This is a genomic window from Kitasatospora sp. NPDC001261 (assembly GCF_042896795.1).
In the GTDB taxonomy this organism is placed as follows: Bacteria; Actinomycetota; Actinomycetes; order Streptomycetales; family Streptomycetaceae; genus Kitasatospora.
Genome location: NZ_JBIAXP010000028.1, coordinates 40,276 through 52,881, shown reverse-complemented (window position 1 = coordinate 52,881; position 12,606 = coordinate 40,276). Strand labels below are relative to the sequence as shown.

General features: G+C 72.4%; 10 protein-coding genes. 9 read left to right on the top strand and 1 reads right to left on the bottom strand.

Annotated features, from left to right (window positions below; translation table 11 throughout):
• The first annotated feature begins 42 nt into the window (after window positions 1–42).
• From ACFY4B_RS31940 to ACFY4B_RS31930, 3 genes are all read left to right on the top strand, one after another.
• Complete coding sequence (locus ACFY4B_RS31940; RefSeq protein WP_049650790.1) at window positions 43–975, top strand: FadR/GntR family transcriptional regulator; 933 nt, start codon at window positions 43–45, stop codon at window positions 973–975.
• 587 nt (window positions 976–1,562) lie between these two features.
• Window positions 1,563–3,215 carry an RNA polymerase sigma factor gene (locus tag ACFY4B_RS31935; RefSeq protein ID WP_387973846.1) on the top strand — a complete coding sequence of 551 codons (1,653 nt, stop codon included), beginning with the start codon at window positions 1,563–1,565 and terminating at the stop codon, window positions 3,213–3,215.
• Between the two features lie 302 nt (window positions 3,216–3,517).
• Entirely contained in the window at window positions 3,518–4,318 is an 801-nt protein-coding gene (locus tag ACFY4B_RS31930; RefSeq protein WP_049650795.1) for a trypsin-like serine protease, read from the top strand.
• A gap of 311 nt (window positions 4,319–4,629) precedes the next feature.
• Here ACFY4B_RS31930 and ACFY4B_RS31925 read toward each other — a convergent pair whose 3' ends face one another.
• Entirely contained in the window at window positions 4,630–4,863 is a 234-nt protein-coding gene (locus tag ACFY4B_RS31925) for a hypothetical protein (protein ID WP_049650788.1), read from the bottom strand.
• Window positions 4,864–5,401: 538 nt separating this feature from the next.
• On the opposite strand from ACFY4B_RS31925, the gene ACFY4B_RS31920 reads away from it, so the two are divergent.
• The 6 genes from ACFY4B_RS31920 (at window position 5,402) to ACFY4B_RS31895 (ending at window position 12,598) form a co-directional block, all read left to right on the top strand.
• Window positions 5,402–7,513 carry a type IIA DNA topoisomerase subunit B gene (locus ACFY4B_RS31920; RefSeq protein ID WP_049650787.1) on the top strand — a complete coding sequence of 704 codons (2,112 nt, stop codon included), beginning with the start codon at window positions 5,402–5,404 and terminating at the stop codon, window positions 7,511–7,513.
• Between the two features lie 156 nt (window positions 7,514–7,669).
• The gene (locus ACFY4B_RS31915; protein ID WP_387973843.1) at window positions 7,670–8,155 is read left to right on the top strand and encodes a DUF1453 domain-containing protein; all 486 of its coding nucleotides are present in this window, start codon (window positions 7,670–7,672) and stop codon (window positions 8,153–8,155) included.
• A 9-nt stretch (window positions 8,156–8,164) separates the two neighbouring features.
• Window positions 8,165–9,361, top strand: a complete 1,197-nt coding sequence (locus ACFY4B_RS31910) for a sensor histidine kinase (RefSeq protein WP_387973840.1) — start codon at window positions 8,165–8,167, stop codon at window positions 9,359–9,361.
• A complete protein-coding gene (locus ACFY4B_RS31905) occupies window positions 9,358–10,050 on the top strand; it encodes a response regulator transcription factor (RefSeq protein ID WP_049650785.1) in 693 nt (230 codons plus the stop codon). The genes ACFY4B_RS31910 and ACFY4B_RS31905 overlap by 4 nt, the downstream gene beginning before the upstream one ends.
• Before the next feature lie 320 nt (window positions 10,051–10,370).
• On the top strand, window positions 10,371–10,820 hold the full coding sequence (locus ACFY4B_RS31900) for a DUF485 domain-containing protein (protein WP_181970691.1): 450 nt from the start codon (window positions 10,371–10,373) through the stop codon (window positions 10,818–10,820).
• Window positions 10,817–12,598 carry a cation acetate symporter gene (locus ACFY4B_RS31895; protein WP_234348313.1) on the top strand — a complete coding sequence of 594 codons (1,782 nt, stop codon included), beginning with the start codon at window positions 10,817–10,819 and terminating at the stop codon, window positions 12,596–12,598. Before ACFY4B_RS31900 ends, ACFY4B_RS31895 begins: the two co-directional genes overlap by 4 nt.
• Window positions 12,599–12,606 lie beyond the last annotated feature (8 nt).

Sequence of the window (12,606 nt, the reverse complement as noted above, 5' to 3'; positions counted from 1 at the left end):
ATAAGAAGTCAATTATCCAGTCACGGTCGATCACCCTTTCGTGTGCTTTTCACGAGAATTCTCAAGCCACGCCTGCGGATCGCCGACAAAGGAGGCGTGAGTACCCTTGCGCACCCCACCATGACCCCCGCCCGTTCCGCCGATGGGCCCATCCACGGTCCCGGCGACCTGGACCGCTTCTCGTACGCCGACCGGCCGACCCCGCCGGCGCCCCGCTGGGAGGGCGCCGAGTCCGACATCGGCCGGGTCGGCCGCAAGACCACCAGCAGCCGCGGCCGCGGTCTGCACGGCCAGCTGGTCCAGCAGCTCGGCCAGATGATCGTCTCCGGCGATCTCGGTGCCGACCGCCCGCTGGTGCCCGAGGAGATCGGCCAGCGGTTCGAGGTCTCCCGGACCGTCGTCCGCGAGTCGTTGCGCGTGCTGGAGGCCAAGGGCCTGGTCAGCGCCCGGCCGAACGTCGGCACCCGGGTCCGTCCGGTCGGCGACTGGAACCTGCTGGACCCGGACATCATCGAGTGGCGCGCCTTCGGTCCGCAGCGGGACGAGCAGCGCCGGGAGCTGTTCGAGCTCCGCTGGGCGATCGAGCCGCTGGCCGCCCGGCTCGCCGCCGGCCACGGCCGGGAGGACGTCCAGCAGCGCCTGGTCGAGCTGGTCGAGATCATGGGCCACGCCGCCTCCCAGGCCGACCTCTCCACGTACACCCGGGCCGACGCCGAGCTGCACGGCCTGATCCTCCAGATGGCCGGCAACCGGATGCTGGAGCACCTGTCCGGGATCGTCGCCTGCGCGCTGCAGGTCTCGGGCGGCCCGGCGATCTCCTGCGAGCGGCCCTCCGAGTCCTCGGTCGGCCTGCACGCCCGGCTGGTGGACGCGCTGGGCGCCGGCGACGGCACCGCGGGCGAGGTCGCGATGCGGGCGCTGCTCACCGTCCATCCCGAGGTCGAGCCGTCCGTCCCCGCGCCCAGGGAGCACTGAACGGGCTGTTTCCACGAGCGGAGGCGCCGGCTGGCGGCGGTCCGCTCCGCCAGGGCCCTCCGGTCGCATCGTGCGGCGCAGCCGGGGGGCCTCCGCATGCCGTCACCCCTCGGGTCGACCGGAGCCGGGAGAACGTGGGGAACGCCGGGGGCGGGAGAAGGACGGGGAAGCCGGAGCTGGGGGAGCCGGGCCTGCCGGCCGCGCCCGGGAGGGGTCGCCGGGCCCGGGAGGGCGGCCCGGCGAAAGGCGAGCCCATTTCGCGGCTTGTCCATGACAACAGTTCACCTCGCGAGTGCGCGATGATGGAAGCGGCCCCGGGTTGCGGGCGCCGGGTCGGTGTGACCCGCGACACGAAGGCCATGCGTAACACTTGACGAGTAGCAGCGATGTGTCCTGAGCGGAAGCAGCTCCGGAATACTCCAACATGTCAGAATGCTGTGTTGGTCCGCGGCGCTGCTGCCGTCCTGCAAACCCAGTCCTCAAGCCCGAGTCGGTCGGAATCGACACCGCGCGTCCGACGCGCGATCTCCTTCCCCGCCCGCTCGGGCGGCCGGTACGGGTTCGAGATCCACTCATCGTCCGAGAGGTTGTTCGTGTCGGCCAGCACATCCCGTTCGCTTCCCCCCGAGATCGCCGAGTCCGCGGCTCTGCTGGCGCTCATCGAGCGGGGCAAGGCCCAGGGGCAGATCGCCGGTGACGACGTGCGCCAGGCGTTCGAGGCGGACCAGATCCCGGTCACCAAGTGGAAGAACGTCATGCGCAGCCTCAACCAGGTGCTGATTGAGGAGGGGGTGGACCTCATGGTCAGCGCGGCCGAACCGGCCGGCGCCAAGCGCAAGAGCGTTGCTGCCAAGAGCCCCACCAAGCGCACCGCCACCAAGGCTGTCACCACCCGGACCCCGGCCGCCCCGTCGGCCCCGACCAAGCCGCCCGTGCGGATCGCCCCCGGCGCTCCCGTCGCGGCTCCGGCCGTCGCGGCCGCCACGGCCTCGGCTCCCACCGTCTCCGCCGAGATCACCGCCGAGGGGAGGACCGCGGTCGGCTCCGAGCTGAAGGCGGCTCCCGCGAAGAAGGCCGCGCCGGCCAAGAAGGCCGCGGCGAAGAAGACCGCCGCGCCGGCCAAGAAGACCGCTGCCAAGAAGACCACCGCCGGCAAGACCGCCAAGGGCGACGAGGAGCTGCTCGGCGAGGAGGAGCTGCTCGAGGACGTCGCGCTGCCCGGCGACAAGACCGAGGCCGAGGGCACCGCTCCGGAGGAGGAGTCGGAGGGCTTCGTCCTCTCCGACGACGACGAGGACGACGCGCCGGCCCAGCAGGTCGCCGTCGCCGGTGCCACCGCCGACCCGGTCAAGGACTACCTGAAGCAGATCGGCAAGGTCCCGCTGCTCAACGCCGAGCAGGAGGTCGAGCTCGCCAAGCGCATCGAGGCCGGCCTGTTCGCCGAGGACAAGCTCTCGGCCGCCGACAAGCTCGCCCCGAAGCTCAAGCGCGAGCTGGAGATCATCGCCGAGGACGGCCGCCGGGCCAAGAACCACCTGCTGGAGGCCAACCTCCGCCTCGTGGTCTCGCTGGCCAAGCGCTACACCGGTCGCGGCATGCTCTTCCTGGACCTGATCCAGGAGGGCAACCTCGGTCTGATCCGTGCGGTCGAGAAGTTCGACTACACCAAGGGCTACAAGTTCTCGACCTACGCCACCTGGTGGATCCGCCAGGCGATCACCCGCGCCATGGCCGACCAGGCCCGCACCATCCGTATCCCGGTGCACATGGTCGAGGTCATCAACAAGCTGGCCCGCGTCCAGCGCCAGATGCTCCAGGACCTGGGCCGCGAGCCCACCCCGGAGGAGCTGGCCAAGGAACTCGACATGACCCCGGAGAAGGTCATCGAGGTCCAGAAGTACGGTCGTGAGCCGATCTCGCTGCACACTCCGCTGGGCGAGGACGGCGACAGCGAGTTCGGTGACCTGATCGAGGACTCCGAGGCGGTCGTCCCGGCCGACGCGGTCTCCTTCACCCTGCTCCAGGAGCAGCTGCACTCGGTGCTGGACACCCTGTCCGAGCGCGAGGCGGGCGTGGTCTCGATGCGCTTCGGCCTGACCGACGGCCAGCCGAAGACGCTGGACGAGATCGGCAAGGTGTACGGGGTCACCCGTGAGCGCATCCGCCAGATCGAGTCGAAGACCATGTCGAAGCTGCGCCACCCGTCGCGCTCCCAGGTGCTGCGCGACTACCTGGACTGATTCGACGGCAGTCGTTCCACGCGAAGGCCCGGAGCCGCACGGCTCCGGGCCTTCGCGGCTGTCCGGGCCCGGGCGCGTCAGCGTACGGGTGGTGGTTGTCCCTCGTCCGGGTGGCGGCGCGGCGGGAAACGGTCGCACCGTGTAGCCGGTCACCTACGCTGTGCCGGTTGCCCGCTTCCGAGCCTCCTGGAGTCACGGTGCCGACCGAGCCGGACCGCACAGACCTGCCGACGCCCGCCCCGTTCCCGGCGGACCCCGCCGACCCGGCCGCCGACCGGGCGGGCCGCCGCCGCAGGGCCGCCGTGCTGGCGCTGCTCGCCGCCGTTCCCGTTCCGCTGGTCGCCCTCGGCACCGCGGCGCCGGCCGAGGCGCAGCGCCGGGTGGTCGGCGGCAGCGCGGTGAGCACCGCGGACCACCCGTGGATCGTGGCGCTGTCCAGCCGCCAGCAGTTCGGCAGCGGCCGTTCCGGCCAGTTCTGCGGGGGTGCGCTGGTCACCCCGACCAAGGTGGTGACGGCCGCGCACTGCTTCTACGACGAGGCCAGGGGCCGGGTGGACCGGCCGGGCCTGAAGGTGATCGTCGGCCGGGACGACATGCGCGGCACGTCCGGCCGGGAGGTGGCGGTGCGGTCGGTCTGGATCCACCCCGACTACTCCTTCGCCGCCAACATGAACGACGTCGCGGTGCTCACCCTCGCCGAGTCCCAGGGCGCCCTGCCGGTGGTCGAGCTGGTCGGCCAGGGCGAGACCGAACCGTACGCGGCCGGGACCACGACCCAGGTGTACGGCTGGGGTGACACCACCGGGCGGGGCGACTACTCGCCCGTGCTGCGCGGGGTGTCCGTGCCGGTCGTGCCGGACCAGGTCTGTGCGCAGGCCTATCCGGGCGGGCAGGACGGGAGGTTCGACGCCCGGGGCATGGTCTGCGCGGGCGAGGAGAGGGGCGGCAAGGACGCCTGCCAGGGCGACAGCGGCGGCCCGATGATCGTCGACGGTCGGCTGGTGGGCCTGGTGTCCTGGGGGACGGGTTGTGCCGAGGCGGCCCACCCGGGCGTCTACACCAGGGTGTCCTCGGTCGCGGACGCGGTGCGCTCGGTGCTGTGACCACCCGCGACCACCCGCAACCGCCGGTGAACGCCCGCGAACGCCGGTGGCAGCCGCGGACGAGGCGCCTCCGGTGCCGCGGACGTCGCGGCGGGTGAGCGGCCGGTCACGTGCCGGCACCGGGTTCTGACGCCGCGTCGGACGCCGCCGGGGCCACGGCCCGGGGCAACGGCGGGGGTCAGGAGGGCGGCCCGGGGTACAGCAGAGCCGGGCGACCGGCCCCCGAAGGGGTCCGTCGCCCGGCTCACCGGTCGCGCGTGGTGCGCGACCGGACACAGCTCGAGGCCGGCTGCTGTTGGTGGCGCCCTGTATCAGCGCTCGTCGTCGGTGGCCGTCACGGTGGTCGCGGTGGTGAGACGGCCGCTCTCGTCCTGTATCTCCACGGCGATCTTCTTGAGCTCGGGCTCGAACTTCCGGCCGTGGTGGGCGCAGAAGAGCAGCTCTCCGCCGCTGGCGAGTACGACGCGCAGGTAGGCCTGGGCGCCGCAGCGGTCGCAGCGGTCAGCCGCGGTGAGCGGGCTCGCAGGGGTCAGAACAGTAGTCACGTCGCCTCTTCTCTAGCTCGACGAGCTGTCGTACCAGGGTCAACATCCAACCAGGCCGAAAACGTTCCCGCTCGTGGCTTTTCTTCTCTGAGGATTCTGCTGTGTTGATGAGGACGTGCCCCGGGCGCCGGTGGTTCATGCGTGCCGGATTCCGGGATCCGCCCTTCGCTCGAACGCCCGATCGGGATCGGGTGCGAGGTCCGCGTAGCATAATCCTCTGCCGGGTTGGAGCATAAGCCCCGTCCCGGGCCCCGGTAGCCTGCATAACGGCAGTTCCGGAGCCTGCGCCGGGCCCCACGATCCGCCAGGACCGGTGGTACCGGGAGGAGATGGCGCCCCCGGGGCCCACACCCGGGTGCGGTGCTTGTTCGCGCAGCGCGTACAAGCTGCGCGGGGCCGGTCCGTCGTGCTGTGCACCCGGCGCACGGGTTCGGGCACGCAGGGCGACGGGTGTCGGTGCGGCGTGCTGCACTGGCGTTTGGTCCGGATGCGTCCGGATGTGACCGATGAGACAGATCTTCACCGAGGAGAGTGCCGCGTGAGTGCCGAAACGACCGTGCCGTCCGCGCTGCTGGCCGGCGACGACGGTTCCAACTACACCGCGCGGCACCTGCTCGTCCTGGAGGGCCTGGAGGCGGTCCGCAAGCGCCCCGGCATGTACATCGGCTCGACCGACAGCCGCGGTCTGATGCACTGCCTGTGGGAGATCATCGACAACTCCGTCGACGAGGCGCTCGGAGGCTACTGCGACCGCATCGACGTCGTGCTGCACCCCGACTCCTCGGTCGAGGTCCGGGACAACGGGCGTGGCATCCCGGTCGACGTCGAGCCCAAGACCGGGCTGTCCGGCGTCGAGGTCGTGATGACCAAGCTGCACGCCGGCGGCAAGTTCGGCGGCGGCTCCTACGCGGCCTCCGGCGGCCTGCACGGCGTCGGCGCCTCGGTCGTCAACGCGCTCTCCGCCCGCCTCGACGTCGAGGTCGACCGCAGCGGGCACACCCACGCGATCAGCTTCCGCCGCGGCACCCCCGGCATCTTCACCGAGACCAGCCCGGACGCGCCCTTCGAGGCCGGCAACGGCCTGACCAGGACCCGCAAGGTGCCGAAGACCCGCACCGGCACCCGGATCCGCTACTGGGCCGACCGGCAGATCTTCCTCAAGGACGCCAAGCTCTCCCTGGAGACGCTGCACAGCCGCGCCCGGCAGACCGCCTTCCTGGTCCCCGGCCTGACCATCGTGGTGCGTGACGAGCGGCTCACCGAGAGCGAGCAGATCGACGAGACGGTCTTCCGCTACGACGGCGGCATCGCCGAGTTCTGCGAGTTCCTGGCCCCCGACAAGCCGGTCTGCGACGTGCTGCGGCTGCGCGGCGAGGGCACCTTCAAGGAGACCGTGCCGGTCCTGGACGACCTCGGCCACATGACCCCCACCGAGGTCACCCGCCACCTCGGCGTGGACATCGCGCTGCGCTGGGGCGCCGGCTACGACACCACCCTGCGCTCCTTCGTCAACATCATCGCCACCCCCAAGGGCGGCACCCACATCACCGGCTTCGAGCGCTCGCTGGCCAAGACGGTCAACGAGGCGCTGCGCGCGAGCAAGCTGCTGCGCGTCGCCGAGGACGACATCACCAAGGACGACGCCACCGAGGGCCTCACCGCCGTCGTCACCGTCCGGCTCGCCGAGCCGCAGTTCGAGGGCCAGACCAAGGAGGTGCTCGGCACGTCGGCGGCCAACCGGATCGTCGCCGCCGTCGTCGCCAAGGAGCTCAAGGCCTTCCTCACCTCGGCCAAGAAGGACCAGAAGCTCCAGGCCCGGGCCGTGCTGGACAAGGTCGTCGCGGCCGCCCGCACCCGGGTCGCCGCCCGGCAGCACAAGGAGGCCCAGCGCCGCAAGACCGCGCTGGAGACCAGCTCGCTGCCCGCCAAGCTGGCCGACTGCCGCAGCGACGACGTCGACCGCAGCGAACTGTTCATCGTCGAGGGGGACTCCGCGCTCGGCACCGCCAAGCTCGCCCGCAACTCCGAGTTCCAGGCGCTGCTGCCGATCCGCGGCAAGATCCTCAACGTGCAGAAGGCGTCCGTGAGCGACATGCTCAAGAACGCCGAGTGCGCCGCGATCATCCAGGTGATAGGGGCCGGCTCCGGCCGCACCTTCGACATCGACCAGGCCCGCTACGGCCGGGTCATCTTCATGGCCGACGCCGACGTCGACGGCTCGCACATCCGCACCCTGCTGCTCACCCTGTTCCACCGCTACATGCGGCCGATGGTCGAGCAGGGCCGGGTCTTCGCCGCCGTGCCGCCGCTGCACCGGATCGAGCTCACCAGTCCCAAGCGCGGCCAGGAGAAGTACCACTACACCTACTCCGACGCCGAACTGCGCTCCACGCTGCTGGAGTTCCAGCGCAAGAACCAGCGCTGGAAGGAGCCGGTGCAGCGCTACAAGGGCCTCGGCGAGATGGACGCCGACCAGCTGGCCGAGACCACCATGGACCCGCGCCACCGCACGCTGCGCCGGATCAACCTGGGCGACCTGGAGCAGGCCGAGCGGATCTTCGACCTGCTGATGGGCAACGACGTCGCCCCGCGCAAGGAGTTCATCGTGGACTCGGCGGCCACCCTGGACCGCTCCCGCATCGACGCCTGATTCCCGGCCGTACGCGAGGGCCCTCCACCCACGGGTGGAGGGCCCTCGCGCCGCCGGTTCCACCCGTGCTCCACCCCGGCTCCGATCAGCGGGAAGCGCCGGATCCGTAGCGTCGGAGAGGTCAGCAAGAAGCCTCTCCTCGGGACGGAGAATCCGATGAGTTCCATCGCCAACATCCTCGTGGTCATCGCGGTGGTGGTCCTGGTGGTCCAGCGCCAGATGCGCGTCCAGCGGCTGGACACCGAGCGCCGGTTCTGGCTGCTGCCGCTGGTCCTGGGCGCGCTCGCGCTGCGCGACCCGCAGCTCGTCGACCACCAGCACACCGCGGTCTCCGCCACGCTGCTGGTCGGCGGCCTCGTCGCCGTGCTCGCGATGGGCACGGTCTGGGGCTGGACCGTACGGATCTGGCGGGCCCCCGACGGCGGCGTCCTGGTCAAGGGCACCAAGGCCACCGTGGCCGCCTGGTGCGGGATGATCGCCATCCGGATCGGCCTGTACGCGGTCGGCTCGGCCCTGCACGTCCACCAGGCGGGCAGCACGCTGCTGCTGGGCATGGCGGTCCTGCTGCTGGTCCGCTCCGTCGTGGTGAACTGGAGGGCCCGCACGCTGGAGCCCGCGCGGACCGCCGCCGGACTGCGCTGACCCGCCGCCGTGAGCATCGAGGAGGCCCCCGTGGCCGGGTGGTACTGGACCCGCTGGCCGTCCCGGGAAGGGATCGGCCGTGAGGACGAGAGCCGGCCGCGGCGGGTCCTCACCGTGTTCGGCCGGACCGTCCTGGTGGTCGTCGTCGGCTGGGGGACCTTCTCCGGGGGCCGGTACACCGGCTGGGCCGCGGCCGCCGCGGCGGCCGGGCTGGCCGCGGCCTTCGCCCTCAGCGCGGGGTACCTGCGGGTCACCCGGGAGCAGCGCCCGGCGGCCTCGTACCTGCTGGCCGCAGGCCTGGTCGGCGCGGGCTGGCTCGCCAACCAGGGGCTGGCCTACACGCTGGCCGACTTCCTCTGGATCGGGCTGGCCGTGACGGCCCTGATCAGGCTGCCGCCCGCGCCCGCGCTGTGTGCCGCGGCGGTCGCGCTGGGCTCGTACACGGCGGCCTCCCCGGCGAGCTGGCTCAGCATCGCCGCCACCATCGGAGGGTCCGTCCTGGTCGGCTTCCTGCTGCGGCTGGACATCGAGGCGCGCGGCACCGCCCGCCTGCTGCTCGCCCAGGAGCGGGCCGCCCGGGCCGCCGAGGCGGAGAGCGCGGCGCTCGCCGAACGGGCCAGGATCGCCCGGGAGATCCACGACGTGCTCGCCCACAGCCTCTCCGCGCAGCTCGTCCACCTGGAGGCGGCGCGGCTGATGCTGGACGCCGGGACGGACCGCGAGCAGGTCCGCGAACGGGTCGTCGCCGCCCGGCGGATGGCGCAGGACGGGCTGGCCGAGACCCGGCAGGCGCTGTCCGCGCTGCGCGGGGAGTTCACCCCGGTCGGGGAGTTCCTGGTGGAGCTGACCGGACGGGAGCGGGCCGCCCTCACCGTCACCGGCACGCCCCGGCCGCTCGCCGCCGAGGCCGCCCTCGCGGTGCGGCGCACCGCGCAGGAGGCGGTGACCAACGTCCGCAAGCACGCGTCCGGCGCCCGCTGCGCCGTCGAACTGCGCTACCTGGACGGCGCGGTGGAGCTGGAGGTGCGCAACACCCGGCCGCCGCGCGGCCCGTCCGCGGCCGAGCCGGCGTCGGGGGAGCTGGCGGCCAGCGGCAGCGGGTACGGTCTGCTGGGGATGCGCGAACGCGCGGAACTGCTCGGCGGCACGCTGCTGGCGGGCCCGGAGGACGGAGGGTGGCGCGTGCTGCTGCGGGTGCCGGCATGACGGAACCGGCGATCAGGGTGCTGGTCGCCGACGACCAGACGGTGGTGCGCGAGGGAATCGTGATGCTGCTGGGGCTGCTGCCCGGTATCGAGGTGGTCGGTGCGGCGGGGGACGGGGAGGAGGCCGTCGCCCTGGTGGAGCGTCATCACCCGGACGTGGTGCTGATGGATCTGCGGATGCCGCGCTGCGACGGCGTCGAGGCGACGAGGCGGATCCGCACGGCGCACCCGGAGACCGAGGTGGTGGTGCTCACCACCTACGCCGACGACGAATCGCTGTTCCCGGCGCTCCAGGCCGGGGCGCGCGGCTACCTCACCAAGGACGCCGGCGGCGAGGAGATCGCCCGGGCCATCGCGGACGTCCGCTCGGGCGCCGCCGGGCTCTCCCCGCAGATCCAACTCCGGTTGCTGGAAAGGCTTTCGGAGCAGCCCGGCGGCTCCGGACCGGCCGCCGGGCCGCCCGTCGGCCGGCCGGGGGAGCTGCCCGACGGGCTGACCGTCCGGGAGGCCGAGGTGCTGGCGCTGATCGCCCAGGGGCTGTCCAACGCGGAGATCGCCCAACGGCTGTTCGTCAGCCAGGCCACCGTGAAGACCCACATCAACAATCTGTTCGCCAAGACCGCCGTACGGGACCGGGCTCAGGCGGTCGCCTACGCCTTCCGACACGGAATCACCGGGACGCAGCAGTAGTCCGATGAGTGTCTGTCGGATGATCGATCACCTCATCGAGTGAACGTATCTGCGATGGTCAGAGGCGTTGTCCTAGGGCCGCCATCATGGTTCGGGTCAGAACATCCGGCCGTCCAGGAGCATCAGTGCCACAGCAGCAGACGAGCAGCCCCGGCCAGGGGCAGCGATTCGACTGGTGGGCCGCTCCGGCCGCCGGCACCCCCGTTGAGCCCGCCGAGCCATCGGCTGCGCACCGCCGGTCGGCGGTACCGGCGCAGTCGGGCCCCATCCGTACGGAGCACACCCGTCCGGACCGGTCGGCAGAGGCAGTCGGCGAGCCTGTGGCCGTCGGCGCACCGATCCACGGGCCCGCCGTCGAGCCGTTCGCCCAGAGCACCCCCGTCGACCAAGCGGCCCCGGCCGCACCGCACGCACCCCTCGGGTCCCTCGCGCCACGAGACGAGGAACCGGTCGCCGACCGGACCGAGGTCTACCGGGAGGTCCAGGCCAGCGCGGCCTTCCGGCAGATCCGCCGCAGCTACCGGACCTTCGTCTTCCCCATCACCGGCGGCTTCCTCGCCTGGTACCTGCTGTACGTCGCCGCCCAGGCCGGTGCCCCCGACCTGATGCGCCGCGCGGTGGCCGGCCCGCTCAACGTGGCCTGGCTGCTGGGACTTCTGCAGTTCGCCTCGACCTTCCTGCTCGCCTGGCTCTACGCCCGCAACGCCCGGACCAAGCGCGACCGCGCCGCCCTGGGCCTGCGCTGGGACACCCAGGACCAGCTGCGATGACGACCCTGATGGCCACCGTGCCCACCGACGCGGCCGTGGCCGCCGTGAGGACCGCCGCGCGGACCGTGGTGTCGACCGCCACCCCGCCCCCGGTCGCCCCCACCGGCGACCACCACTCGCTCGCCATCGCGCTGTTCGCCGTCGTCGTCCTGGTCACCCTGGGGGTCACCCTCTGGGTCGGCCGCCAGGGCAACGCCGCCGAGGACTTCTTCGCCGGCGGCCGCGACTTCACCCCGCTGCAGAACGGCTTCGCGCTCTCCGGCGACTACCTGTCCGCGGCCTCCTTCCTGGGCGTCGCCGGGCTGATCGCGCTCTACGGCTACGACGGCGTGCTCTACAGCATCGGCTTCCTGGTCGCCTGGCTGGTCGTGCTGATGCTGGTCGCCGAACTCGTCCGCAACGCCGGCCGGTACACCCTCGCCGACGTGCTCGCGCTGCGGCTGCGCCGCCGCAAGGTGCGCGCCGCGGCCGGCGGCGCCAGCGTCGTGGTCACCCTGCTCTACCTGGTGGCCCAGATGGTCGGCGCCGGTTCGCTGGTCGCCCTGCTGCTCGGCACCGGCAGCCCGCACGCCCGCACCTGGACCATCATCGCGGTCGGCGCCCTGATGATCGTCTACGTCACCATCGGCGGGATGCGGGCCACCACCTGGATCCAGATCATCAAGGCCTTCCTGCTGACCGGCGGTTCGGTGCTGCTGACGGTGCTGCTGGTGGTCCGCTTCCACGGGGACCTCGGCGAGCTGATGCGCCAGGCCGCCGACCACAGCGGTGCCGGGCACCGCTACCTGGAGCCCGGGCTCAAGTACGGCGGCAGCCTCACCAGCCGGCTGGACTTCGTCAGCCTCGGCCTCGCCCTGGTGCTCGGCACCGCGGGCCTGCCGCACATCCTGTCCCGCTTCTACACCGTGCCCACCGCACGGGCCGCCCGCCGCTCCACGATGTGGGCGATCGGCCTGGTCGGCAGCTTCTACCTGATGGCCATCGTGCTCGGCCTCGGCGCCACCGCGCTGATCGGCTCGGCCGAGGTGCGGCACGCCAACTCGGCCGGGAACACCGCCGTTCCGCTGCTCGCCCTGGTGCTCGGCGGCGGCAACGGCAGCACCGGCGGGGTGGTGCTGTTCGCCCTGATCTCGGCGATCGCCTTCGCCACCATCCTCGCCGTGGTCGCCGGGCTCACCCTGGCCTCCTCGGCGGCCTTCGCCCACGACGTCTGGGCCGGCGCCTGGCGCGCCCGGCCCGCCCGCGAGCAGGCGAAGAACGGTCGCGGGCGCCGTCGTCGGGGCGAGACCGTCCCGGCCTCCCGGTCGGAGGAGTCGGTGTCCGGGATCAGCGAGCAGCAGGAGGTGGTGGTCGCCCGGTTCGCCGCCGCCGGGATCGGTGCGACGGCGATCGTGATCAGCCTCTTCGCCCAGCAGCTGAACGTCGCCTTCCTGGTCGGCCTGGCCTTCGCCGTCGCGGCCTCCTCGAACCTGCCGGTGCTGCTGTACAGCCTGTTCTGGTCGCGGTTCACCGCCCGCGGCGCGGTCTGGGCGGTGTACGGCGGGCTGGTCCCGGCGATCGTGCTGGTGTTCTTCTCGCCGGTGGTGTCCGGCTCCCACGAGGCGCTCTTCCCCGGCCTCGACTTCCACTGGTTCCCGCTGGAGAACCCGGGCCTCGTCTCCATCCCGCTCGGCTTCCTCGCCGGGTGGCTCGGGACGGTCACCTCGTCCGAGCCCGCCGACCCGGACCGGTTCGCCGAGCTGGAGGTACGCGCTCTCACCGGTGCGGGCGCGGCCTGAGCCGTCGC